Origin of the sequence: Pseudoalteromonas sp. SWN166 (assembly GCF_015864485.1) — a bacterium.
GTDB lineage: Bacteria > Pseudomonadota > Gammaproteobacteria > Enterobacterales > Alteromonadaceae > Pseudoalteromonas.
Genome location: NZ_JADYXB010000001.1, coordinates 140070 through 165167 on the forward strand (window position 1 = coordinate 140070; position 25098 = coordinate 165167).

The window sequence follows — 25098 nt, forward strand, 5'->3', positions numbered from 1 at the left end:
CTGGGTTATAACTAAATGAAAGAGGTACATAATAAATTGATATTTTAACCTGATTAACAGATCGTTTACTTTCATTCCCGCATCGTGATTTTACATCGCGAAATAATAAATAAAAATCTAGGGATAATTATGACAACTAGTAAAACTTTTAAAAGATGCGCAATTGCAATTACAGTTAGTACGCTTTTTGCTGCAACATCTGGCATGGCTCAATCAGTTTCAAGTTCAATGGCTGAAACATCGGCTAAACTACAAAGCCAAGGCAGTTTCGAAACTCAGTTCATTATTAAATATAAAAATAATAACGAAATGGCGAGCCTCTCAACTGCAGACGCAAGCCCATCTAGCATGAAAAAGCGCGCACAAAGCTTTGTTAAAAGCTTCACTTCTAAAAAAGGCAAAGTAAAAGCAAAATATATTCGTGCAATGGCACTTAATAACCACCACGTCATGCGTGCTGATAAAAAATTAAGTACAGCAGAAGCGCAAGAATTTATGCAAGAAATGGTTGATTCAGGAAATGTGGAATACATTGAAGTAGATCAAATGTTAAAGCCCTTTTCGACTCCTAACGATCCTCGCTTTGATGACCAATGGCACTACTACGAGCAAGCCGGTGGTTTAAACTTACCGACCGCATGGGATACCGCAACGGGTAGCGGTGTAGTTGTCGCCGTACTAGATACAGGTTACCGCCCTCATGCTGATTTAAATGCTAATATTTTACCGGGTTACGATATGATCTCTAACCTTTCGGTAGCGAATGACGGCGGTGGTCGCGATAGCGATGCACGTGATCCTGGTGATGCTGTTGCAGCAAATGAGTGTGGCACTAACGGTGCACAAAACTCTAGCTGGCATGGTACGCATGTAGCCGGTACAGTTGCTGCGGTAACCAATAACGGCGAAGGCGTTGCAGGCGTTGCTTATAACGCAAAAGTAGTGCCTGTTCGCGTACTTGGTAAGTGTGGTGGTTTAACCTCTGATATTGCAGACGGTATTATTTGGGCATCTGGTGGAAGTGTTTCAGGCATTCCAGCTAACTCAAACCCTGCAGATGTAATTAACATGAGTTTAGGTGGCAGCGGTTCATGTAGCTCTACAACTCAAAATGCAATTAACACTGCACGTGGCAACGGCACTGTGGTTGTTATTGCTGCGGGTAACGATAACGATAACTCAGCAAACTATAACCCTGGCAACTGTAACGGCGTAGTAAACGTTGCATCGGTTGGCCGTAATGGCGGCCGAGCTTATTACTCAAACTACGGTAGCAATATTGATGTTGCAGCGCCAGGTGGCGCACAAAGTTTTGCAAACGACTCTGAAGGTATTTTATCAACTTATAACTCAGGTTCGTCTACACCTTCAAGCGACAGCTACGGTTATTCGCAAGGTACATCAATGGCTGCGCCTCACGTAGCAGGTGTTGCGGCACTTATTAAGCAAGCAAAACCAGATGCAACGCCTGACGAAATAGAAAGTATTTTAAAATCAACAACCCGTTCGTTCCCTGCTACATGTACTAGCTGTGGTACGGGTATTGTTGATGCAGCCGCAGCTGTTGCAGCTGCAAGTGGCGGTACGACAACAACACCACCTGCAGCCGGTGGTGGCTCCGTAAGTGATGTAAGTGCTAATGCTGGTCAATGGAAACATTACACCCTAGATGTACCTGCCGGTATGTCTACATTTACCGTAACAACATCAGGTGGGACTGGCGATGCTGACTTATTTGTTAAATTTGGTAGCCAACCAACAGCATCAAGTTACGACTGCCGTCCATATAAAAATGGTAACGCTGAAACATGTACATTCTCAAGCCCACAAGCAGGAACATGGCACTTAAGCGTTAACGCTTATAGCACTTTCTCTGGTTTAACACTTAGCGGGCAATACCAACCGTAATTTAAAATTTGAGCCGTAAATAAAAAACCGATGTTGTTTCCAACATCGGTTTTTAAATAGTAAGTAGCTGATTAATTAAAGCTAAAACCTACACTTTATTACTGTTATAGCTTCTCTAGTACTGATTCTGCGCGGCTTACAACAAACTCTTTGTCTTGCTCTACAAATAAACCAGTTACTACTGCATTTTCAATAATCATAGCGTAACGCGTTGAACGTACACCACCAAAACCAGCAGTATCTTTATCAAGCCCTAACGATTTAGTAAAGCTTCCATCGCCATCAGCAAGCATTGAAATTTCTTGTGCGTTTTGTGAGTCGCCCCATGCTTTCATTACAAATGCATCGTTAACAGATACACAGTAAATAGCATCAACGCCCTTTGCTTTAATTTTATCAGCAAGGGTAATAAATTCAGGTAGATGTGCATTTGAACACGTTGGCGTAAATGCACCTGGTACTGCAAATAACACGACTTTTTTACCTTCAAACAACTCTTTATTTGTAAGAGACTGCATACCATCGTCAGTTAATTGCGTTAGTGTAACTGCTGGTAATTCTTGGCCTTGCTCAATCATGGTAGTTCCTTGAAAAGATTAATACAGAATAAGTAACAACCATACTACGTAACCCAGTGCAGTATAGTAAAGGTTTATAGACCGAGCTCACTACATTTCATGAAAGCTATTTTAGCTTCTATAGTTTTCATGAAATTTATTGATCTGCAGTTAAGGTAAATTTAAATCGTTTATAAAGCGAGAAAAGTCATTACCTAACTTTTTATCCCGCATGCTGTACTCTACAATTGCTTTTAAATAACCGAGCTTATCTCCGCAATCGTGAGAGCGGCCACTCATATGAAATGCTTCAACGGTTTCTTGCGCCATTAACGCGTCAATAGAATCTGTAAGTTGTATTTCACCGCCAGCACCTACTGAGGTTTTTGCGAGTAGAGGCCAAATATTTTTACTCAGTACATATCGCCCTACAACAGCAAGGTTTGAAGGAGCTAAATCTGCATCAGGCTTTTCAACCATCGCTTTAATTGCAGCACTTTTACCAGGCATTAACTCAACACCGTTTATGTCCGCAATACCATATTTACTAACGTCTTCTTTAGCTACCGGCTCAAGCATTATTTGACTCGCTTGAGTTTCTTTAAAGCGTTTTATCATCGCAGCTAAGTTTTCAGTTTTTTGGTCCGCTGTATACGCATCAAGTATCACATCTGGCAGGAGTACGACAAAATCATTGTCGCCCACTATCGGCTTAGCGCACAAAATAGCATGCCCTAGCCCTTTCGCTTCACCTTGGCGAACACTCATAATGGTAACATCAGGCGGACAAATAGAGCGAATCTCATCTAATAAAGCACGTTTAACCCGCTTTTCAAGAGTAGCTTCTAGCTCGTAACTTGTATCAAAATGGTTTTCGATTGCATTTTTAGAGCTATGCGTCACTAGCACAATATCTTTAATACCAGCAGACACACATTCGCTGACAATATATTGAATAAGTGGCTTATCGACTATTGGGAGCATTTCTTTTGGAATAGCTTTTGTCATAGGGAGCATTCTCGTCCCTAAGCCTGCTACTGGAATTACAGCTTTCATATCTATCCTTGGTGTTTAAGTTTGTAAATAAACTACCAGATTCAAAATAGATACGAGCTGAATAAGGTTACATCTTTTAAAAAGACAAATTTGAAGCTGTTTTCTGAAAGGAATATTTACGGCAGTTTAAAGCAGGCTGGTCAGTTATGAAGCTTATTAATGATTTTGTATGAAAGTGGGAGGTTAAGAAACAGACGAATTCTTTACCGTCTTAAATATAGGTTAGCCTAGTATTATTATTTATAACAACCCTAGGCTATCAATTTTTGGACGCACAATATTGATGGTAAAATTATAAAATGTTTTATAATTAAAGACCAGCGCGATCTTTAATTACTGCAATAAGTGGTGAGCTGGCAAAGTTGCCTTCAGCCCAAGCAATATCAGCACCATCTGTTAGAGCGCTTTTTGATAAGTTTTTAACTATGTACTCACCTGTATCTACTGCATTGCTAGCAACAGCATGACGTAATAAGTTATTACCATTACATTGTACTGCATCATAAATATTACGAATTTTTACACGAGAGCTTTTAAGCTTGCTGCGTAATCGGTTTTTATCGTCTGCAGCAATATACTCACAAATAGATACCGCTAATTGATCTTCAGCATTTGCAGGTGCTGTATACGAAAAAGAACTTACAGCGACAACAGCAGTAAGTGCAACTAGCTTTGGTAATTTAAACATGACAAACCCTTTATAATACTTTGTTCTTATATAGACTATCAAATATTATATCAATCTATCAAAAATTACGCAATAATGTTAATGTTCTTTATACAAAGTTACGAATTTATAACTAGATTTGTTTTTTTCATCAGGGAGGTTTTCTTGCTCTTCTTTCACGTCCCAATTAGCAACTTTATTGTAATCCGGAAACTGTGTATCGCCTTTAATATCTAAATCAATAAAGGTTAAATACAAGCGTTCTGCTTTTGGTAAAAATTGCTCATAAATATTACCGCCACCAATAATCATTACTTCTTCAGCAGCACAAACTAGTTCTAGTGCGGCCTCTGGTGTAGTTACCACTTCAATACCCTGTGCAGTATATTCGCTGTTTCGAGTAATAATAATATTACGACGCCCAGGTAAAGGACGGCCTATTGACTCAAAAGTTTTACGACCCATGATCACAGGTTTACCCGTAGTTACTTTTTTAAAATGCTGAAGATCCGCAGGTAAATGCCATGGCATTTTATTATCTAGGCCAATTACACGGTTATTTGCCATTGCTGCAATCATTGAAATTATCATAATAAATACCTAGTACTTTATTCTTAAACAAAGAAAAAGGAGCATAAGCTCCTTTTTAATAAATTCTATTTAATTAACGCTCGTAGACAACTTCTACGTCGTAATCATCTTCATCCCAGTCGTCCCAATCATCATCATTGCCTTTACCTTTAGTGGCTTTTTCATGATAGGTATCCCACTTAAATTCAACTTCTTCATCTTCAACTTGTACAAACTTCTCTTTAGGCATGCTATCAAGTAGTGTCATTATGTTGTGGATTAAAGGTTGAGTATTAAGTTTATTAATTGCTGAAATGTGATAAATATTTTCAGTTTCGCCCAGCTCTTCTGCAATCGCTTCACATAGCGCTTTTGCTTCATCTTCTGGTAATAAATCTATTTTATTAAACACTAGCCAGCGTGGCTTTTCAGCTAATTTAGGGCTGTATTGGTGTAGCTCGTTAATAATCGAGAATGCATTATCAACAGGGTTTGAACCATCTACCGGCATTACATCAATGATGTGTAATAACACACGACAGCGCTCTAAATGCTTCAAGAAGCGAATGCCTAAGCCCGCACCATCAGATGCACCTTCAATTAGACCTGGGATATCCGCTATAACAAATGATTTATTTGCTTCAGGACGAACTACCCCTAAATTAGGAATAAGCGTCGTGAATGGGTAATCAGCTACTTTTGGTCTTGCTGCAGATACACTGCGGATAAACGTAGATTTACCTGCGTTTGGTAACCCAAGTAAGCCTACATCAGCTAATAATAGTAACTCTAACTTTAAGTTACGTACTTCACCGGGTGTACCCAATGTTTTTTGACGAGGTGCTCGGTTAGTACTTGATTTAAAACGTGCATTCCCCAAGCCGTGGAAACCACCTTTTGCAACCAAAATTCGTTGACCATCTTGAGTTAAGTCGCCAAGCCCCTCTTGGGTATCAACATCCATGATGCGTGTGCCTACAGGCACCATAACAAATAAATCATCGGCTTTTCGGCCTGTACAGTTACGGCTACGACCGTTAGTACCACGTTCAGCTCTATGAAAGCGCTCAAACTGATAATCAATTAGGGTATTTAAGTTTTCATCAGCTTGTAGATAAACACTACCACCGTCTCCACCGTCACCGCCGTCTGGTCCACCATCTGGAACATATTTTTCACGACGGAAAGACACGATGCCGCTGCCACCGTCTCCAGCTTCTGCGCGAATTTCTACTTCATCTACAAACTTCATGATTACTCACTTTAGGGATTGGCTTGTTTAATAACTCTATTATATACCCAAGCCAACACAAATGCAGGCTTGGGTATATATTTTGACTGACTACAAAACAAAAAACCCCGCAAAGGCGGGGTTTTTAACTACCTTACTGATTACTCAGTTACGATAGTTACGTATTTACGGTTTAAAGGACCTTTCTGTTCAAATTGAACTTTACCATCTGCTTTTGCGAAGATAGTGTGGTCTTTACCGATACCTACGTTAGTACCAGGGTGGAAACGAGTTCCACGCTGACGAACAATGATGCTACCCGCTAGAACTGATTCGCCACCAAAACGCTTAACACCTAGGCGTTTGCTTTCTGAATCGCGACCGTTACGAGTACTACCAGCTGCTTTTTTATGTGCCATTTCTAAGTACCTCTAATTAAGCGCTAATGCTAGTGATTTTAACTTCAGTGAACCATTGACGATGGCCCATTTGCTTACGAGAATGCTTACGGCGTCTAAATTTAACAACCTTAATCTTCTCACCGCGACCATGTGAAACAACCTCAGCTGTTATCTTGCCACCGTTTACGAACGGTACACCGATCTCGATTTTCTCACCATCAGCAACTAAAAGTACTGAATCAAATTCTACTGCCGCACCAGTTTCAACGTCTAATTTTTCAAGACGAATCGTTTGACCTTCAGTCACACGATGCTGTTTACCACCACTTTGGAAAACCGCGTACATAATTAACTCCGTCTGTGCACCCTCAAATCGGCGCAACTAAAATATTCTTCGATAGGGCGCGAAGTTTACGCTAACGCGAAATAACTAGCAAGCCTATTTTGTAATTAAAATGAATAAAAAGTAGCTGCTTTGAGAGCAATTCAATATTTACCCCATTTTATATTAATTAGCCCTTTTGCCAAGCGCTTTTTAACTCTTGGACGAAATAAATTAATGCACTCAAATATGACCCTCACAGCTTAATATCTAAGCACACCATAAACTGTATATTGATTATCAATTAATCAGTTATCTTGGCTAATTCAGGCTAAATTAAGTACTTTAATAGTGTTTTTTCAATCAATCGTCACAAAATATCGAGCTAGTGCATTTTTTGTTGTACAATCTGCGCCGTTCACACATAAAAATTGGCTCGGAGATCAATGGATATAAAAGCTATCCAGGCGTTAATCGAAAGCGATATGGATGACGTCAATCAACTTATACATGCGCAAATGCGCTCAGATGTGGCGTTAGTTAATCAGCTTGGTTTATATATAGTTAGCAGTGGCGGCAAACGTGTTCGTCCAATGCTCGCGATTTTAGCAGCCAAAGCGCTCGGTTATCAGGGTAAAGATCACATAACACTTGCAACAATTGTTGAGTTTATTCATACAGCAACGCTATTGCATGATGATGTTGTAGATGAATCAAACTTACGACGTGGCACGCCTACAGCAAATGCTGAATTTGGTAATGCCGCTAGCGTATTGGTTGGTGACTTTATTTACACTCGTTCATTTCAGCTTATGGTTGGCCTTGGAAAAATGCAGGTTATGCAAGTACTTGCCGATGCAACAAACATTATTGCTGAAGGCGAAGTATTGCAGCTAATGAACTGCAACGACCCAGATACAACCGAAGCCAGTTATATGCAGGTTATTTACTCTAAAACGGCTAAGTTGTTTGAAGCCGCTACAGGGCTTGCTGCTATTATCACTGAGCAAGATCAAACCACGCTTGATGCACTAAACCTGTACGGCATGCATTTAGGGACTGCGTTTCAGTTAGTGGATGACGTACTCGATTACAATGCAGATGCTGAGCAGTTGGGTAAAAACATTGGTGATGATTTAGCTGAAGGCAAACCAACGCTTCCACTTATTTATGCTATGCAGCATGGTAGCGAGCAGCAAACGCAGCTTATTCGTGACGCAATAGAGCACAGCAATGGTATGGAGCATTTAGAAGAAATTTTATTTGCACTAAAGCAAACCAATGCGCTTGAGTTTACAATGCAAAAAGCAGAGCTTGAAGCCGACAAAGCCATTGCGTGTTTAGACTTTTTAGGTGAGTCTGACTACAAGCAAGCACTCATAAGCCTTGCTCGTATTGCGGTTGACCGCGACCACTAGTTTTAACTAGTTACACAGTGTGACATTAATTCTGAGCAATAAAAAAGCCTGCAAATGCAGGCTTTTTTGTTATTCTACTTTGGCTATTACGCCATGAAATCAACACCTTCTTTGATGTCTTTTTTCAGTGTTTCAAGCATGTCATTTTTTGCTTTTGTTTCAAATGCGCTTAGTTCGCCGTAAGAAAGAATTTCTTCTACGCCGTTTTTACCTAAACGTACTGGGTGTGCAAAGTACTCTGCATCGCCATTTTCAACAGCAACGTAAGCGTAATCTACAACTTCTTCACCCTGTAGGCCTTTAACTAAAGACATACAAAAACGAGCAGCAGCTGCGCCCATTGATAATGTAGCTGAACCGCCACCGGCTTTAGCATTTACAACTTCAGTACCCGCATTTTGGATACGTGGAGTAAGTGCAGCAACTTCTTCATCAGTGAAAGAAACACCTTCAACTTGAGAAAGTAGAGGAAGAATAGTTGTGCCTGAGTGACCGCCAATTACTGGTACTTTAACAGTTGCTACGTCTACGCCTTTAAGCTCAGCAACAAATGCTTCTGAACGAATAACGTCAAGCGTAGTAATACCGAATACGCGTTTAGCGTCGTAAGTACCTGCTTTTTTAAATACTTCAGCAACAATTGGAACTGTGCCGTTTACTGGGTTAGTAATAATACCTACTAACGCTTTAGGACAGCTAGCAACAATGCCTTCTGCTAAAGTTTTGATGATGCCAGCATTTACATTAAATAAATCAGCACGATCCATACCTGGTTTACGTGGCATACCCGCTGGGATAAGAACGATATCAGAGCCTTCAAGCGCTTTGTTTAATTCATCTGCGCCAAAACCTGCTACTTTAACATCTGTTGGGATGTGAGAAAGGTCAACCGCAACACCTGGTACTACTGGTGCAACATCATAAAGTGATAATTCAGAGCCAGCTGGTAAGCCTGTTTTTAATAATAAAGACAACGCTTGGCCGATACCGCCTGCAGCACCTAATACAGCAACTTTCATTGGAATTCTCCGTAATTTGAGGTAGGAAACATTTGTGGCTCTTAAGATAATGAAATTAGCGACTAAAAACAAATTTATCCTGTCTATTTCAAGTATATTTTCGACCATAGTCGTAAACTTTTGTGATTTAACGCATCAAACTGGCAAGTTACCTAAACAACTGCTGCATAATTATTCATTATTGTGTAGAATTTACGGCATAAATAACAAAAACGAATGAAGACTATGCAACCACAAGATAAACAAGAAGCACTGGTAAAAGCATTTAAATCGCTTTTAAAAGAAGAAAATTTTGGCTCTCAAGGCGAAATAGTTGATGCGTTAAAAGATCAAGGCTTTGACAACATAAGCCAAAGTAAAGTGTCACGCATGTTAAGTAAGTTTGGTGCTGTACGCACACGTAATGCTAAACAAGAAATGGTTTACTGCTTACCTGCTGAAATGGGTGTACCTACGGCTAAAAGCCCGTTACGCCAATTAGTAATCGACATTATGCACAACGAAATGATGATCATCATTCGTACCAGTCCTGGTGCGGCTCAGCTTATTGCGCGTTTATTAGATTCATTAGGTAAAGCAGATGGTGTGCTAGGCACAATTGCAGGCGACGATACTATTTTTATCGCCCCAGCTAAAATATCTGAAATAGATGTAACACTTGAACGTGTTCGCATTTTATTTGATACGGTTTAATAACTAAATTAGTAAACTAAATCTGTTTTAAAAACCCGACTGAAGGTGCAAAAAAAGCAGAACCCATATCGGCTTGAGTAAAATCAAGCCAGTGGTCGTAACAATCCCCTTCTCCTAAACGGCTATTAAGTACTTTTTCAAATGCAGTACCCGTACAAGCACATGTAATTAATAACATTCCCTGCTCATACACATCGCCATAAGGCATGCTTTGATTTAATAGTAGCGGTTGCCCGTCTTCGTCTTTTAACTCACTTCGCGAAGCATGGCTGGTTTCGACCGCGGGGGTAATTAGTGTGTTATCAAGGCGGGTACGCCCCATTATTTGTTCTTGCTCACTCAGTGATAAATGCTGCCACATAGTTAAGTCATGCTTATAACGCTGAACATGAATATAACTCCCCTGATCTTCAAAATTGCCAGGGTTACTAATTAAAGCCGTAGCGCGCTTTTTTCTTCCATGCGCGGTGTCGCCACCATAAATAAAACCGTTAAAATCACGACCATCTAAAAAGCGAAAGTTACGAATTTGCTCCACCAGCTCAACATCAGGGGCAAATAGTTTTAAAATTTGCAGCGCAAATAAATGGTTAACGTCTTCACGGTCAGAGCGAATTTGCACAAATAAATCGCACGGTTGTACGCTCATTTGGTGATCGCTGTGGTTTATATTAGGAAAGCTCTGTAATTCACTAGGAATGAACTCTGGGAGAATATGCGGCCAATATTGCGCACCAATAGCAACCATACAAGAGAGCATTGATTCTGAAAATTGATCGCTAAATTCTTCTTCAATGGCGCTTACTTGTTTTAACTTTGCGCGAAGTGATTCATCTTGACCATCAAACACATTAAAAAATAAGTGCAAACCGTGTAAGTTTGCTTCAGCACAAATCCCTGATTGCGCTTGCGCCATTGTTATTCCTTAATTTTACAGATAAAAACACAGCGAATAACAAATTAATTACGATTCGAAAAAATTCACCGTGTGAGGTTTTATTTTTATTATAACCTGTTCATTATTTTCAAATGACTGGCCATATTGGGCAGCAACTTCAATTTCTTGCTCATTAATAACAACCGAATAAACATATGCCGAACCTATAAAGCGACGACTTATGATTGTAGCTCGCTTACTAAATTTGTCACTTTGGTTATCTGCCACTAATTCTATTTGATGAGGGCGCACATATATCAGCCCTACGCTTACGTTATGACTACTCTCAACATAAGATTCGACTAAACCAAATGGTGTTTTATATTCAGTTGCTGTTAATACTTCTGCGCTCAAGTATATGCCCTGACCCAGAAACTCTGCAACCTCCTTTGAACATGGCGTTGCAAAAAGCTGCTCAGGCGTGCCTTGTTGCTCAATTTTACCGCGATGCATAATGGCGAGCGTGTCTGAAAATGCAAACGCCTCTTCTTTTGAATGTGTAACAAACACAGCAGATACTTGAGTTGCTTTAATAATTCGACGTATATCGGCAATTAATTCAAAGCGTACTTGCGTATCGATATTTGAAAAGGGTTCATCTAGTAACAATAAACTAGGCTTATAAGCTAATGCGCGAGCAATAGCTACGCGCTGTTGTTGACCACCCGATAATTGATGCGGAAACCTGTCGGCACAGCCAATTAAATGCACAAGCTTGAGCATTTCATCAACGCGTTGCTGCTTTTGAGCTTTACTCATTTTACTAAGCCCAAATGCGATATTATTTGCCACCGTTAAATGCGGAAATAGCGCATAGTCTTGAAACATCATGCCGATGTTACGATGCTCAGGTGAGATAAATGATTGCTCATCACTCACTAATTTACCGTCTATAAAAATAGACCCTTGCTTAGCTTCAATTAAACCTGCAATCGCTTTTAATGTGGTTGTTTTACCGCAGCCGCTTGCACCAAGTAAGCATACTATTTCATCTTTACCCACTGTTAAATCTAAATCGTGAATAACCTGTGTACCGTTATAGTGATAGCTCACGCCTTGTAAAATTAAACTACTCATTTAACTACGCTGCTCCATAGAACGATTAATAAAATACAAAGGAATAAACCCAACAATAACAATAAATAATGCCGATATTGAAGCAAGCTCTAACTGCTCATCACTCACATACTGAAATACATGAGTAGCTAAGCTTTCAAAATTAAATGGTCTGAGCAATAGCGCAGCCGGCAGTTCTTTCATACACTCAATAAATACCAATAACGCAGCAGTAAGTAATCCTCTTCGCAGTAAAGGTAGGTGCACTAAACGTAGCGTTTGCCCTTGGCTTTTACCCATTGATTGGCTTGCCATATCAAGTGATGGGCTAATACGTAAAAAACTCGACTCAATTGCTCCGTGTGCAATGGCGTAAAACCTAACTATATAAGCAACAATAATAGTAAGAATGCTACCTGTAAGCAGTAAGCCAATATCTAAATTATACGGCTCGAGCGCTGTGTTAATGGTGTTCTCTAATAATGTAAGGGGTAATAAAACCGCAATTGCGAGTACTGTGCCAGGCAACGCATACCCTGTGCTTGCTAAACGTCCAGGAATAAGCGGATATGTTTGCTTTGCCACGCGCTGATAAAAAACCACAAAAACACTCAACGTAATCGTTATTAGGCTCACGACCCCTGCTACTTTTAAACTTTGCCAAGCGTAACTAAAAAACTCTACATTCCATGCTTTATCAAAGTAGGTAATGGCGTAATTTATAAGTACTGCAATAGGAATTACAAACGCGATGAGTAAAATAAAGCTGCAAAATGCCGTTGCGAGCCAAGCTGACTTTCCTTTTAATACATAGAGAGATTCACTATTTACACTTGATTGGCGCTCAAATACCGCTTGGTTACGACGACTAAAGCGCTCTGCCATTAATGCTAAAAATAACAGTAATAACATCACACCCGATATTTTAGCTGCCGCTGTAAGTGAGTAATAACCAAACCACGTATCGTATACGGCAGTCGTTAATGTACTTACGGCAAAATAACTCACTGTTGCAAAGTCAGCCATGGTTTCCATGCTTATAAGCGCAAGAGCCGCAACAATTGCCCCACGAGAGAGCACTAAGCTTACTTTAAAAAAGCTTTGCCAAGGAGATAGCCCCATTAACTGGCTAGCTTGTACTAATTTGAATGACTGCTCGCGAAGAGCCGTTTTAAAGATTAAAAATAAATACGGATAAAGCACCAAGGCAATCATAACGATGGCACCGGGTAATGTACGTATATCAAAAAACCAATAGTCTTTAGGTGATTCCCAGCTAAACCATTCCCTCAGCGCTATTTGCACCGGGCCCGCATAATCTAATAAATCGGTGTATACATAGGCAATAATATAGGTGGGCATAGCAAGGGGCAGCATAAGTGCCCATTCAAACTGTTTTTTACCGGGGAAAGTACAATAAGCTGTTAGCCAGCCAAGAGGTAATGCAATGGCGCAGCTAAGCACACAAACACCTAAAACAAGCAACACGGTATTGGTTATGTAATCCCAAAGCACGGTATCCCACAGGTGAGAAAACACCTCAGAGCTACCTTGTAGAGATTCAAAAAGAAGAAAAAACAACGGGGCCGATAGTATTAAGCCTGTCGACCACGCAAATAGCTGCCATTTAGACAGCTTAAATTTATTAGTCATTAAAGATCGAACTTCACCTCATCAATTAGCTTAAGTGCTAACGGACGATATTTACTAATCTCATCAAGTGGCAAGCTGTCTTCTTTAAAGCTACCCCAAGAGGCAACCAAACTTGATAGTTCAACACCCGACTTAACTGGATACTCCATATTTAATGAGGCATACATGTTTTGTGCTTTGCTGTCGGTCATATACTCTATGAGCTTTAATGCATTTTCAGGGTTTTTAGCATATTTGGTAATAACCGCACCCGATACATTTATGTGTGAGCCACGATTTGTTTGATTCGGAAAGTTAATATTTACGGCCTCTGCCCAACTTTTTTGTTCTTTATCTTCTAGCATTTTGCCAAGGTAGTAACTATTACCTAATGCTAAGTTACATAAGCCTTCTTTAACGGCTTTAACTTGAGCACGATCGTTACCTTGCGGTTTACGTGCTAAATTTACCTTAACACCTTCAAGCCACTCTTTAGTTTGCGCTTCACCATGATGTGCAATCATAGAAGCCACTAAACCTAAGTTATAGGGATGCTTGCCAGAACGCGTACAAATTTGTCCTTTGTATTTAGGGTCAGCTAAATCTTCATAAGTGAGCTCAGGTAACGCGCCAACTCGCTCTTTTGATGAATACACATTACGCACTCGCTTAGTAAGCGCAACCCATTGCCCATCGCCATCGCGAAAAGCTGCAGGCACGTTATTATTTACACTGTCACTTTTTATAGTTTGTGTTAATTTTAAATCTTCTAATTGAATAAGCGCACTAAAGTTAGATGTTAATACTAAATCAGCTTTACTGTGTTTACCTTCGCGTTTAACACGCTCAATTAACCCTTTTTTAGCAAAAACAACATTGGTTTTTATTCCCGTTTGTTTTGTAAAATCTTCTAATATTGGCTGAATCAAAAACGGCTGACGAAAAGAGTAGATGTTAACAACATCGCTTGCAAAGGCGGGTACCGATACCGCTAATCCTAAAACAAGTGTAAATACTGTCTTCATTATTTCACCTAAATAATTGTTATTATCATCGAATTCTACCGTGCTCATTCAAAAAGTGCACACTTTAAATAAATGTAAATATGTAAATAACGCCCAAAAAGGAAATGCCGTGTAAGAGATATCTCACGGATGTGACAGCTAATGAGTAAAAATCAAGATAAAAAACACACAAAAACCAATTAAGCACCTGTATTAATTGAATTTTTCCATCGTCACTATTGCGTAAATACTAATTGAATGTAGTTTTATCCCTATTTTAGTTGCTCTATTACACTATAATTTACGCATCAACCAAGCAACGACGCTTATTGAGTAAAAGGAAATGGACTGCTTACTCAACCAACCAATGATTAGGTTACCAGGACAACACGGATTTTAGGACAGGCTCAGGATGAGTATCACAACACAATGTTGTAAAAAGGACAGTGTCAGGAAGATGCGAAAAGGATAACAACACGGCTAAGTTGTTCAACAGGATGTTGAAGGAATAAATGGACAGGCCTTTTAAGGCAACACAATGGATTGGTTAAAATAGGGATACACTAGGAAGTGTAATTAAGGATTTGGTAATAGTATTTACCCTACAGGATGTTTAGGAATTGAAGGATACAGGCCCGGATGGTCTACATTACATAGAACTAAAAAGTAATATAGTAATAAACATGGATTAGTGAAAATTGGAGTTGATTAAGTTCAATTGCAGGATGCAGAAAATTAGAAGATTCCGCAAGCGCGCCTAGAGATAGAGCGCGCTTTTCTTTGTCTAAAATTTGGGTTTAATAAAGTTCTAAGCAACTACCACTAACTTTTTCAGGGTAATACTGCATCCCAGCTAATCAATATTAATACCTTCAAATACTTTATTAATATTTTAAATTTCGTTAAGTTTTTCATTAATTGCGCCGATAACTAAGTAACGCAAGGATCATAAATACTCAATGGATATGAATTTTAAAACATCTCAAAGCAATACCTTTTTATGTAAAGTATCAGACGCAAGTACAGCAAAACCAATTGGTGTTTTTACTGCCCAAACTCCCAACAAAAATCCGTATAAAGCTTTATTTAGCCCCAAAGGTTATAACTTTTTAAATATGCCAATGAGTGAGTTTAAAAACATACTTAACGTAATTATCCAGTTAGAAAGCGATATTTCTATTAGTAAATGGGGTGAGGGTTCTCGACCTGATGAATTTAGTTATCAGCTTAATAGAATATCTAACGCTATTGCAACTACTCACTTTAAGGGAAAAACCGATATTAGCTGTTACTTTTTAAAGCGAGTCGAAGAGGCTAAGGATATGATTGGTGAGGACTGCACCTCGTTTATTCAGGCTCACAATAGTGTAAGCCAATTATATAATACGGTTTTACAATTAACATCTGAAGAAGGTTTCAGAGCAATTCAAAATAAAGCACTGACTCACTTAAAAGAGCAGCAAGCTTTCGCTTAACTGCGTAACACTAATCTTCTAGCGGCCTGCCTTTATTGCGCTTACCCAATAAATACGCATCACGAAACTTAATAAAGTGCTGCTCCAACTTTGTTGAGGCATCCACTTCACCCGCAAGTGCTAACACCATAATACCTACTTCAGCAGTACCTAGCTGATGCGCATGAGGCGCAACACGTAAGCGGTAATCAGATAGTTTATCAGCAGTAACAGAAAGTACCGGTAAATTGTCTAGATAAGGGCTTTTACGAATCATTTTTTTAGCTTCGCGCCACGTACCATCTAAAAATATAAATAGTAACTTTTTACCTTCCTCAATATTCACTTCAGTAATTGCTCTGCCCTCTTCTACGTCTTCAGCAGGAAACACTACCATTGGTTGATATTGGGGATCGTTTATTAAAGCTAAAAAAGCAGGATTTGGGTCTGTTCTATCCCATCTAAACGCATAGTTATCAGGGACAATTTCAGCGATTAATCGCCCAGTATTAGAAGGCTTAAAACTTTCATTATGGTACATCAGTAAACATACAGCAGCATCGCACTGAGCGTGCTCAACACCTTTACAAATACAGTAATGTTTGGCTATTAAGCATTGCTCACAGCGATCTAATTTACCGCCTCGCGCATTGAATTCACGGCGAGATTCACTTATTTGCTGAGCGCGTAATGCCAAAACTGAGTTTTTCACTGTATTTACCTTCAATTAATTAGGCGCGCATTGTAGCTATATTTGGTGATAATAGATATGTAAGGGCTGTGAGATGGATACCCTAGCGCTCAGGTTAGGTATAACCGTAGTCGCGAGTTTACCTCGCGCAATTTTTTGAATTTAACAAGCGCGGCATAAAGCCCCACCTACAACAAACGTAACCTCAACCACAACAAACTCCCAACCCGTAGTCGGAGCATACCTCGCGCAATTTTTTTGAATTTTAAAAGCGCGGCATAAAGCCCCGCCTACAACAAACTTAACCTCACCCACAGCAAACTACCAACCCGTATGCGGAGTTTACCTCGCGCAAGTGTTTAATTTAACAAGCGCCCCGTAGTCGCGAGTTTACCTCGCGCAAGTTTTTGAATTTAAAAAACGCGGCATAAAGCCGCGACTACAACAAACGTCACTTCAACCACAACAAACTACCAACCCGTATGCGGAGTTTACCTCGCGCAAGTTTTTTAATTTAACAAGCGCCCCCGTAGTCGCGAGTTTACCTCGCGCAAGTTTTTGAATTTAACAAGCGCGGCATAAAGCCGCGACTACAACAAACGTAACCTCACCCACAGCAAACTACCAACCCGTATGCGGAGTTTACCTCGCGCAATTTTTTTTGAATTTAAAAACGCGGCATAAAGCCGCGACTACAACAAACGTCACCCCAACCACAGCAAACTCCCAACCCGTAGTCGGAGCATACCTCGCGCAAGTTTTTTGAATTTAAAAAACGCGGGATAAAGCCGCGCCTACGCATAATTAAAACACTGTAATTTAAAACCTGCTCTTTCACCCATAAAAAAACCCAGCCAAAGCTGGGTTTTCAAACAAATGCTAAAAAGTTAAATTACTTCTTTTTAACTGCTTTTTTGTTTGGTAAGTCAGTGATTGAACCTTCAAAAATTTCAGCTGCAAGGCCGATTGATTCGTTCAATGTAGGGTGAGCATGAATAGTAAGCGCTAAGTCTTCACCATCTGCACCCATTTCAATACCTAAACCGATTTCGCCAAGCATTTCGCCCGCGTTAATACCGATCATAGCACCACCGATTATACGACCACTTTCTTTATCAAAAATAAGTTTTGTAGAACCTTCAGTACGAGCAGATGCAATAGCACGGCCAGATGCTGCCCACGGGAATACCGCAGTTTCAATTTTTAAGCCTTGCTCTTTTGCTTCTTTCTCAGTAACACCTACCCAAGCGATTTCTGGGTCAGTGTACGCAATCGAAGGAATACATTTAGGGTCGAAGAAATGCTTCTGACCAGAAATAACTTCTGCAGCAACATGACCTTCATGAACCGCTTTATGCGCAAGCATAGGTTGGCCAACTAAGTCACCAATTGCAAAAATATGGCTTACGTTAGTACGTAATTGCTTATCAACATTAATAAAGCCACGCTCATCAACGTTTACGCCTGCTTTATCAGCATCAAGTAAGTTACCGTTTGGAGTACGGCCAACTGCAACAAGCACTTTGTCGTAACGTACAGGTTCTGCTGGTGCGTTTTTACCTTCAAACGTTACGTATAAGCCGTCTTTTTTAGCTTCAACGCCAACAACTTTAGTTGAAAGCATTACGTTGAATTTTTTGCTTACGTATTTTTGGTAAATTTTGATAATGTCTTTATCAGCTGCTGGCACTAATTGGTCAGCAAATTCTACAACATCAATTGCAGAACCAAGAGCACGGTAAACAGTACCCATTTCAAGACCGATAATACCACCACCAAGTACAAGTAGTTTTTCTGGTACATCTTTAAGCTCTAGCGCGCCAGTTGAATCAATTACACGGTCATCTTGTGGGATAAAAGGTAAGTTAACTGGTTTAGAACCTGCTGCAATAATCGCGTTATCAAACGTGATAGTTGTTGCGCCATCTGCGCCTTCAACTACTAAAGTATTACTGCCAGTGAATTTGCCGTAACCAGATACAACTTTCACTTTACGCATTTTAGCCATGCCCTCTAGTCCACCAGTTAACTGGCCAACTACAGAATCTTTCCAAGTACGAACTTGGTCAAGATCGATCTTTGGTGCGCCAAAAGTAACACCATGAGATGACATTTCAGCTGCATCATCAATCACTTTAGCTACGTGTAAAAGTGCTTTTGAAGGAATACAACCAACATTAAGACATACGCCGCCTAATGTTTCACGAGATTCTACCAATGTAACTTCTAAGCCCAAGTCAGCAGCACGGAAAGCCGCAGAATAACCACCAGGACCACCGCCTAGTATAACAACTTGAGTTTTTAATTCGTTGCTCATGCTTTTACCTTAATTGTTTGAACGGGACACTGCCCTAAAATTTAACTGCCATGTTTCTGCAAGGCAGAAAGAGTAAGCAGCGCACAAAGTGATGCAATTCGTACAAAGATTGTATCATTGCAAATGGTAAAAATCCCAGCTAAAAACAACTGGCTGGGATTTGATTCTATTTATTATCTAACGATTACATCACCAATTGGCGAATATCGCTCATGTAACTTGCAAGAGTCACAGTAAAGCGTGCAGCTAATGCGCCGTCAATCACCCTATGGTCGTATGACATAGACAGCGGAACCATTAACTTAGGTTCAAATTCTTTGCCATTCCATTTAGGTTTCATTTCAGATTTAGAGACACCTAAAATAGCCACTTCTGGTGCATTAACAATCGGCGTAAATGCCGTACCGCCAATACCGCCAAGGCTTGAAATAGTAAAACAACCACCTTGCATATCAGACGATGTAAGCTTCCCGTCACGTGCTTTAACAGACACTTCCATTAACTCGCGTGATAGTTCAATAATGCCTTTTTTATCAACATCTTTAAACACTGGTACAACTAAACCGTTTGGCGTATCAACTGCAACACCAATGTTAATGTACTTTTTCAGAATTAAGCTTTCGCCATCTTCAGAAAGCGACGAGTTGAATTTTGGAAATTCAGCAAGTGCTTTCGCAGCTGCTTTCATTACAAACACAAGTGGCGTAATTTTAACACCCAGCTTTTTCTTCTCGCTAAGCACATTTTGCTCTTTACGGAATACTTCAAGGCTTGTGATATCAGCTTCGTCAAACTGTGTAACATGTGGAATTTGTACCCAGTTACGGTGTAAGTTTTTACCCGACAGTTTTTGAATACGAGACAGCTTTTGCTCTTCAATTTCACCAAACTTAGCAAAATCTACTTTAGGCCATGGAATAAGACCAAGCTCGCTGCCACCAGCGCTACTACCTGCTGATAATTGACCAGACTCAACTTGCTTAACTAAGTTTTTAACATAGTTTTGCACGTCTTCTTTAACTATACGGGCTTTGCGACCAGTGCCTTTAACGTTAGCTAGGTTAATACCAAACTCACGCGCTAAGCGGCGAACAACTGGCGATGCATGAGCATACGCGCTGTTTTCTGTGAAGCTTTCGTTACTTGCTTTTCCTGGTGCTGCTTGAGCCGGTTTAGACTCTGCTTTTGGTGCCGCTGCTGCAGGTGCTGATTTTTCAGCGGGTGCAGATGCCGCTGCTGGCGCGCTGCCTGCAACTTCAAATACGAAAATTAATGAGCCTGTCGATACTTTATCGCCAGCGGCTACTTTAATTTCTTTAACTGTACCTGCAAATGGAGCTGGTACTTCCATTGCAGCTTTGTCGCCTTCAACGTTTAAGATTGATTGATCTTCTTCAACCGTATCGCCAACTGCAACCATAATTTCAGTTACTTCAACTTCATCGCCACCAATATCAGGTACATTCACTTCTTTAGTACTTGGTGCTGCGTTTTCAGTTGAACTAGCTGCTGGCGCTTCTACAGGAGCCGACTCTTTAGCCGGTGCTGCAGATTCACTTCCTGCTACTTCAAAAACAAACACTAATGAGCCAGTTTTAACAGTATCGCCAGCGGCTACTTTAATTTCTTTAACTGTACCAGAAAATGGCGCAGGTACTTCCATTGCAGCTTTGTCGCCTTCAACGTTTAAGATAGATTGCTCTTCTGAAACGGTGTCGCCAACAGCAACCATAACTTCTGTTACTTCAACTTCATCATCGCCAATATCTGGAACTGTTACTTCTTTAGTTGAAGAACCTGTAGAAGCAGCAGGTGCTGCCTCTTCAGATTTAGCTGGAGCAGCGGCTGATGTTTTTTCTTCACCAGTGCTTTCACTCTCGCCTTCAAACAAAAATACTAAAGAGCCCGTTGTAACGGTGTCGCCAACGTTTACTTTAATCTCTTTCACTGTACCCGCTTGCGAAGCCGGTATTTCCATTGATGCTTTGTCGCCTTCAACATTTAATAATGATTGGTCCACATCTACTTTGTCGCCAACGCTTACTAATATTTCGGTTACTTCTACTTCATCGTCACCAATGTCTGGTACTTTAATTTCAATACTCATTGCAAACCTCTTATGCGTACAGTGGGTTAAGTTTGTTAGTGTCGATGTTGAACTTTTTAAGCGCTTCAACAACTACTGACTTCTCAACTTCACCGCGTTTAGCAAGTTCAGATAACGTAGCAACAACAACGTAGCCCGCGTTAACTTCAAAGTGACGACGTAGGTTTTCACGGCTATCAGAACGACCGTAACCATCGGTACCTAACACTTTGTAGTTGCTGCTTGGAATGAATGAACGCGCTTGTTCTGCGTAGTTTTTCATGTAATCCGTTGCTGCAACAGTCACAGAGTCGTTTAATACGCTTGTGATGAATGCTGTTTTTTGCTCGCCTTCAGGGTTAAGCATATTGAAACGTTCAACATCTTGACCTTCACGCGTTAATTCATTGAAAGACGTTACAGAGAACACGTCAGACGCAATGCCATACTCTTCGCTTAGAATCGTAGCGGCTTTACGCACTTCAGTCATAATAGTACCTGAGCTTAATAGCTGTACGTTGGCTTTTTTACCTTCGTAACTTTCAAGCTTGTAAATACCCTTACGGATACCTTCTTCAGCGCCTTCTGGCATAGCTGGCTGATGGTAGTTTTCGTTCATAAGCGTTAGGTAGTAGTAAATATTTTCTTGGTCATCACCGTACATACGACGAATACCGTCTTGTACAATAACAGCGACTTCAAACGCGTAAGTTGGGTCATATGAAATACAGTTAGGAACCGTATTAGCAAGAATATGACTGTGACCATCTTCGTGTTGTAAGCCTTCGCCATTTAGCGTGGTACGACCCGCAGTAGCACCTAATAAGAAACCACGTGCTTGTTGATCGCCCGCCATCCATGCCATGTCGCCAACGCGTTGGAAACCAAACATAGAGTAGTAAATGTAGAATGGGATCATTGGTAAATCGTTAGTGCTGTATGAAGTTGCAGCAGCAACCCATGACGACATTGCACCTAACTCATTAATACCTTCTTGAAGCACTTGCCCAGATACAGTTTCTTTATAGTAAGAAACAATATCACGATCCTGTGGCGTATAGTTTTGGCCATGCGGGTTATAAATACCGATTTGACGGAATAAACCTTCCATACCAAATGTACGCGCTTCATCGGCAATAATTGGTACGATGTTTTTACCAATGCCTTTATCTTTTAATAAGATATTAAGTGCACGAACAAAACCCATAGTCGTAGAAATATCACGTTTTTGTTCTTCAAGTAGCGGCTTAAACGCGTCTACTTCTGGCAACGTAAGTTTTTCACTAAAACGTGGAATACGCTTAGGTGTATAACCTTTAAGTGCATCACGACGAGCATGTAGGTATTTATACTCAGGAGAACCTTCTTCAAGCTCTAAGTATGGTAATTCTTTTAACTGCTCTTCAGATACTAAATCATCAAGACCAAGGCGTGAACGTAAATGTGCAACATGCGACATGTCCATTTTTTTCACTTGGTGCGCAATGTTTTTACCTTCAGCTGCTTCACCCATGCCGTAACCTTTTACAGTTTTAGCAAGAATTACAGTTGGACGGCCTTTCGTGTCTTCTGCTTTTTTAAATGCAGCAAATAATTTTGATGACTCATGACCACCACGCTTAAGCGCAAAAATTTCGTCATCTGTCATGTCAGCAACAAGTGCTGCTGTTTCTGGGTAGCGACCAAAGAAGTTTTCGCGTACGTACGCGCCATCTTTAGCTTTATATGTTTGGTAATCGCCATCAACAGTTTCGTTCATTAACTGTAGTAATTTACCCGTTGTGTCTTTAGCTAGAAGAATATCCCAACCGCTGCCCCACACTAGTTTAATTACGTTCCAGCCAGCGCCTTTAAACAAGCCTTCTAGCTCTTGAATAATTTTACCGTTACCCATAACTGGGCCGTCTAAACGCTGTAAGTTACAGTTAACTAAGTAACAAAGGTTATCTAGTTTTTCACGTGCAGCAAAAGAAATAGCACCGCGTGATTCTGGCTCATCCATTTCACCGTCACCTAAAAACGCGTATACACGTTGGTTTTTAGTATCTTTTAAGCCACGACCATCTAAGTATTTTAAAAAGCGTGCTTGGTAAATAGACGAAATAGGACCTAAGCCCATTGATACCGTAGGGAACTGCCAAAATTCAGGCATTAACTTAGGGTGTGGGTACGATGGTAAGCCCTCGCCATCAACTTCTTGGCGGAAGTTATCTAGTTGTGCAGCCGATAAACGACCTTCAACAAATGCACGTGCATAAATACCAGGAGAAATATGACCTTGGTAATAAACTAAGTCACCACCGTCTACATCATTTGGTGCTTTAAAAAAGTGGTTAAAACACACTTCATAAAATGCAGCAGATGATTGGTAAGACGCCATATGGCCGCCTAAGTCGAGATCTTTTTTAGATGCACGTAGAACGATCATAATCGCGTTCCAACGTATAATTGAACGAATACGACGCTCAAGATTTACATCACCCGGGTAAGCAGGTTCTTGATCTACAGGAATAGTATTAACGTAGTTCGTGGTAATACCCGTTGGCATATCAACGCCGTCTAAACGGGCTTGCTCTAATACTTGCTCAAGTAAAAACTGAGCTCGTTCAACACCTTCTTCGCGCACAACTGATTCAAGAGCTTGTAACCACTCTTGTGTTTCTAGCGCGTCTACGTCAATTTTATTGACTTCAGACATATGGAGGTTTCCTTATGTTTAAAATACGAATATTGTTAATTTAATATCACAGCTACTTAATGTGTGTTCAAAGTAGTTATGTACTAACTTAATTTTGTTTAGTGCGTCTTAAACTACGTTCAATTCGCGAATGTTCTTTGCCTGCTTCAAGTAGTGCTTCTTCTATAAATGCTAAGTGCGCATTACTTGCTAAACGGGCTTGTTCTGGATTACCGTCAATAACGGCATCCATTAATAAACGCCTATGCTGGGCTAACTGACTGCTAATATCTGACTTTTTTAATAAAACAGTTAAATTTTGCAATACATTTTGCTCAAGCAGCGCTTTCATGCCTCTTACTAAATGCAGTAACACCACATTATGCGAAGCTTCTGCCACGCTAAAGTGAAATGCATTAATTGCTTTTGCTTTTTGCTGTAAATCATCATTAACTAGGGCAATTTTATCAAAGCTTTCTTTCACTTTGCTAAAATCGTTGCTGGTTCCGCGCAGTGCCGCGTAGTAAGCAGCAATCCCTTCTAATGCATGACGAAATTCAAGTAAATCAAACTGCGACTCAGGGTGCTTACTAATCAAATCAAAAAGTGGATCAGTAAGCCCTTCTTCGAGCTGATTTTTTACAAACGTGCCGCCACCTTGGCGACGCGTAACTAAACCTTTTGCTTCTAATTTTTGAATTGCCTCACGCAGTGACGGGCGAGACACTTCAAATTGCTTTGCTAGTTCACGCTCTGGTGGCAACTTTTCACCTGGTGCTAACGAGCCTTCAAGAATCATGTTCTCGAGTTGCTGTAAAATAACATCAGATAACTTTGCCGCTTTAATCTTTAAAGACATGAATCAACGTCCGCGTTGTATAAATACCAAGAGCCCACAAAACGGGGCTTTAAGCAGTATGATTTACCCAAAAGGTAAATTGGTCATACCAAAAATTTTCAATAAGGTATCAAAAACCCTAATAGCTGTCAATTTACAGTCTACTTATACGGGTAACGTAGCGTAACGCATTTTGAACGAAGATTAAACAAAGCACAATTTGCAAAAATAATTACAAAGTTAATGAGATGAAAACAAATGGTCTGACCAGAAAAATAGAATGTTAACTCTAGTTGAATTTATTAAAGAAATTAACAACAGGATAAAAGTAAACCACAATGCGCGATATAAAATCGCGACTACGCAATATCGTAGCAGCGGGTTTACCCCGCGACTCTTATGCGAGCAATCAACTAAATATAAAACATAATGCGCGATATAAAATCGCGACTACACAATATCGTAGCAGCGGGTTTACCCCGCGACCATTAACCGAGCAATCAACTAAACATAAAACACATGCGCGATATAAAATCGCGACTACGCAATATCGTAGCAGCGGGT

21 protein-coding genes are annotated in these 25098 nt (G+C 40.2%); 4 read left to right on the forward strand and 17 right to left on the reverse strand.

Annotated features, from left to right (window positions below; translation table 11 throughout):
- Positions 1 to 129: 129 nt before the first annotated feature.
- Complete coding sequence (locus I6F49_RS00650; RefSeq protein WP_197177996.1) at positions 130 to 1908, forward strand: S8 family peptidase; 1779 nt, start codon at positions 130 to 132, stop codon at positions 1906 to 1908.
- A 104-nt stretch (positions 1909 to 2012) separates the two neighbouring features.
- Here the strand turns inward: I6F49_RS00650 and I6F49_RS00655 are convergent, their stop codons facing one another.
- From I6F49_RS00655 to rplU, 7 genes are all read right to left on the reverse strand, one after another.
- Positions 2013 to 2486, reverse strand: coding sequence for a peroxiredoxin (locus I6F49_RS00655; protein ID WP_197177997.1), 474 nt, complete (start codon positions 2484 to 2486; stop codon positions 2013 to 2015).
- Between the two features lie 150 nt (positions 2487 to 2636).
- Positions 2637 to 3521: a UTP--glucose-1-phosphate uridylyltransferase GalU gene (gene galU, locus I6F49_RS00660; RefSeq protein WP_166419663.1), complete on the reverse strand. Its 885-nt coding sequence runs from the start codon at positions 3519 to 3521 to the stop codon at positions 2637 to 2639.
- Positions 3522 to 3831: 310 nt separating this feature from the next.
- On the reverse strand, positions 3832 to 4209 hold the full coding sequence (locus I6F49_RS00665; RefSeq protein ID WP_007586082.1) for a DUF3718 domain-containing protein: 378 nt from the start codon (positions 4207 to 4209) through the stop codon (positions 3832 to 3834).
- Between the two features lie 78 nt (positions 4210 to 4287).
- Complete coding sequence (gene folA, locus I6F49_RS00670; RefSeq protein ID WP_197177998.1) at positions 4288 to 4779, reverse strand: type 3 dihydrofolate reductase; 492 nt, start codon at positions 4777 to 4779, stop codon at positions 4288 to 4290.
- A gap of 73 nt (positions 4780 to 4852) precedes the next feature.
- Positions 4853 to 6010, reverse strand: coding sequence for an Obg family GTPase CgtA (gene cgtA, locus I6F49_RS00675; RefSeq protein ID WP_007586086.1), 1158 nt, complete (start codon positions 6008 to 6010; stop codon positions 4853 to 4855).
- Positions 6011 to 6150: 140 nt separating this feature from the next.
- A complete protein-coding gene (rpmA, locus tag I6F49_RS00680; protein WP_002957747.1) occupies positions 6151 to 6408 on the reverse strand; it encodes a 50S ribosomal protein L27 in 258 nt (85 codons plus the stop codon).
- Between the two features lie 16 nt (positions 6409 to 6424).
- Entirely contained in the window at positions 6425 to 6736 is a 312-nt protein-coding gene (rplU, locus tag I6F49_RS00685) for a 50S ribosomal protein L21 (RefSeq protein WP_002957748.1), read from the reverse strand.
- 422 nt (positions 6737 to 7158) lie between these two features.
- Between rplU and ispB the strand changes: the two genes are divergently transcribed.
- The gene (gene ispB / locus I6F49_RS00690; protein WP_197177999.1) at positions 7159 to 8130 is read left to right on the forward strand and encodes an octaprenyl diphosphate synthase; all 972 of its coding nucleotides are present in this window, start codon (positions 7159 to 7161) and stop codon (positions 8128 to 8130) included.
- A gap of 86 nt (positions 8131 to 8216) precedes the next feature.
- Here ispB and mdh read toward each other — a convergent pair whose 3' ends face one another.
- Positions 8217 to 9149 (reverse strand): malate dehydrogenase, encoded by a 933-nt coding sequence (mdh, locus tag I6F49_RS00695; protein ID WP_007586102.1) that lies wholly within the window; start codon positions 9147 to 9149, stop codon positions 8217 to 8219.
- 225 nt (positions 9150 to 9374) lie between these two features.
- Here mdh and argR point away from each other — a divergent pair, with 225 nt between their 5' ends.
- Positions 9375 to 9842, forward strand: coding sequence for a transcriptional regulator ArgR (gene argR / locus I6F49_RS00700; RefSeq protein WP_002957753.1), 468 nt, complete (start codon positions 9375 to 9377; stop codon positions 9840 to 9842).
- A 16-nt stretch (positions 9843 to 9858) separates the two neighbouring features.
- Here the strand turns inward: argR and I6F49_RS00705 are convergent, their stop codons facing one another.
- The 4 genes from I6F49_RS00705 to I6F49_RS00720 are packed head-to-tail and all read right to left on the reverse strand — an operon-like array spanning position 9859 to position 14492.
- Positions 9859 to 10758 (reverse strand): Dyp-type peroxidase, encoded by a 900-nt coding sequence (locus tag I6F49_RS00705; protein ID WP_197178000.1) that lies wholly within the window; start codon positions 10756 to 10758, stop codon positions 9859 to 9861.
- Between the two features lie 48 nt (positions 10759 to 10806).
- Complete coding sequence (locus I6F49_RS00710) at positions 10807 to 11856, reverse strand: ABC transporter ATP-binding protein (RefSeq protein ID WP_197178001.1); 1050 nt, start codon at positions 11854 to 11856, stop codon at positions 10807 to 10809.
- Positions 11857 to 13488, reverse strand: coding sequence for an ABC transporter permease (locus I6F49_RS00715; protein ID WP_197178002.1), 1632 nt, complete (start codon positions 13486 to 13488; stop codon positions 11857 to 11859).
- Positions 13488 to 14492 (reverse strand): Fe(3+) ABC transporter substrate-binding protein, encoded by a 1005-nt coding sequence (locus tag I6F49_RS00720; RefSeq protein ID WP_197178003.1) that lies wholly within the window; start codon positions 14490 to 14492, stop codon positions 13488 to 13490. Before I6F49_RS00720 ends, I6F49_RS00715 begins: the two co-directional genes overlap by 1 nt.
- 938 nt (positions 14493 to 15430) lie before the next feature.
- Between I6F49_RS00720 and I6F49_RS00725 the strand changes: the two genes are divergently transcribed.
- On the forward strand, positions 15431 to 15946 hold the full coding sequence (locus tag I6F49_RS00725) for a hypothetical protein (protein WP_197178004.1): 516 nt from the start codon (positions 15431 to 15433) through the stop codon (positions 15944 to 15946).
- 10 nt (positions 15947 to 15956) lie between these two features.
- Here the strand turns inward: I6F49_RS00725 and I6F49_RS00730 are convergent, their stop codons facing one another.
- The 5 genes from I6F49_RS00730 to pdhR form a co-directional block, all read right to left on the reverse strand.
- A complete protein-coding gene (locus I6F49_RS00730) occupies positions 15957 to 16637 on the reverse strand; it encodes a tRNA-uridine aminocarboxypropyltransferase (RefSeq protein WP_197178005.1) in 681 nt (226 codons plus the stop codon).
- A gap of 871 nt (positions 16638 to 17508) precedes the next feature.
- A complete protein-coding gene (gene lpdA / locus I6F49_RS00735; protein WP_166420949.1) occupies positions 17509 to 18933 on the reverse strand; it encodes a dihydrolipoyl dehydrogenase in 1425 nt (474 codons plus the stop codon).
- Positions 18934 to 19117: 184 nt separating this feature from the next.
- Entirely contained in the window at positions 19118 to 21040 is a 1923-nt protein-coding gene (aceF, locus tag I6F49_RS00740; protein ID WP_197178006.1) for a pyruvate dehydrogenase complex dihydrolipoyllysine-residue acetyltransferase, read from the reverse strand.
- A 10-nt stretch (positions 21041 to 21050) separates the two neighbouring features.
- Positions 21051 to 23717 carry a pyruvate dehydrogenase (acetyl-transferring), homodimeric type gene (aceE, locus tag I6F49_RS00745; protein ID WP_197178007.1) on the reverse strand — a complete coding sequence of 889 codons (2667 nt, stop codon included), beginning with the start codon at positions 23715 to 23717 and terminating at the stop codon, positions 21051 to 21053.
- An 88-nt stretch (positions 23718 to 23805) separates the two neighbouring features.
- Entirely contained in the window at positions 23806 to 24555 is a 750-nt protein-coding gene (gene pdhR / locus I6F49_RS00750) for a pyruvate dehydrogenase complex transcriptional repressor PdhR (protein ID WP_007586129.1), read from the reverse strand.
- Positions 24556 to 25098: the final 543 nt, after the last annotated feature.

What these genes read in the sequence shown, in the direction of transcription:
- I6F49_RS00650 (WP_197177996.1), top strand. Translation starts at nt 130, where the DNA reads ATGACAACTAGTAAAACTTTTAAAAGATGCGCAATTGCAATTACAGTT.
- I6F49_RS00655 (WP_197177997.1), bottom strand. Translation starts at nt 2,486, where the DNA reads ATGATTGAGCAAGGCCAAGAATTACCAGCAGTTACACTAACGCAATTA.
- galU (WP_166419663.1), bottom strand. Translation starts at nt 3,521, where the DNA reads ATGAAAGCTGTAATTCCAGTAGCAGGCTTAGGGACGAGAATGCTCCCT.
- I6F49_RS00665 (WP_007586082.1), bottom strand. Translation starts at nt 4,209, where the DNA reads ATGTTTAAATTACCAAAGCTAGTTGCACTTACTGCTGTTGTCGCTGTA.
- folA (WP_197177998.1), bottom strand. Translation starts at nt 4,779, where the DNA reads ATGATAATTTCAATGATTGCAGCAATGGCAAATAACCGTGTAATTGGC.
- cgtA (WP_007586086.1), bottom strand. Translation starts at nt 6,010, where the DNA reads ATGAAGTTTGTAGATGAAGTAGAAATTCGCGCAGAAGCTGGAGACGGT.
- rpmA (WP_002957747.1), bottom strand. Translation starts at nt 6,408, where the DNA reads ATGGCACATAAAAAAGCAGCTGGTAGTACTCGTAACGGTCGCGATTCA.
- rplU (WP_002957748.1), bottom strand. Translation starts at nt 6,736, where the DNA reads ATGTACGCGGTTTTCCAAAGTGGTGGTAAACAGCATCGTGTGACTGAA.
- ispB (WP_197177999.1), top strand. Translation starts at nt 7,159, where the DNA reads ATGGATATAAAAGCTATCCAGGCGTTAATCGAAAGCGATATGGATGAC.
- mdh (WP_007586102.1), bottom strand. Translation starts at nt 9,149, where the DNA reads ATGAAAGTTGCTGTATTAGGTGCTGCAGGCGGTATCGGCCAAGCGTTG.
- argR (WP_002957753.1), top strand. Translation starts at nt 9,375, where the DNA reads ATGCAACCACAAGATAAACAAGAAGCACTGGTAAAAGCATTTAAATCG.
- I6F49_RS00705 (WP_197178000.1), bottom strand. Translation starts at nt 10,758, where the DNA reads ATGGCGCAAGCGCAATCAGGGATTTGTGCTGAAGCAAACTTACACGGT.
- I6F49_RS00710 (WP_197178001.1), bottom strand. Translation starts at nt 11,856, where the DNA reads ATGAGTAGTTTAATTTTACAAGGCGTGAGCTATCACTATAACGGTACA.
- I6F49_RS00715 (WP_197178002.1), bottom strand. Translation starts at nt 13,488, where the DNA reads ATGACTAATAAATTTAAGCTGTCTAAATGGCAGCTATTTGCGTGGTCG.
- I6F49_RS00720 (WP_197178003.1), bottom strand. Translation starts at nt 14,492, where the DNA reads ATGAAGACAGTATTTACACTTGTTTTAGGATTAGCGGTATCGGTACCC.
- I6F49_RS00725 (WP_197178004.1), top strand. Translation starts at nt 15,431, where the DNA reads ATGGATATGAATTTTAAAACATCTCAAAGCAATACCTTTTTATGTAAA.
- lpdA (WP_166420949.1), bottom strand. Translation starts at nt 18,933, where the DNA reads ATGAGCAACGAATTAAAAACTCAAGTTGTTATACTAGGCGGTGGTCCT.
- aceF (WP_197178006.1), bottom strand. Translation starts at nt 21,040, where the DNA reads ATGAGTATTGAAATTAAAGTACCAGACATTGGTGACGATGAAGTAGAA.
- aceE (WP_197178007.1), bottom strand. Translation starts at nt 23,717, where the DNA reads ATGTCTGAAGTCAATAAAATTGACGTAGACGCGCTAGAAACACAAGAG.
- pdhR (WP_007586129.1), bottom strand. Translation starts at nt 24,555, where the DNA reads ATGTCTTTAAAGATTAAAGCGGCAAAGTTATCTGATGTTATTTTACAG.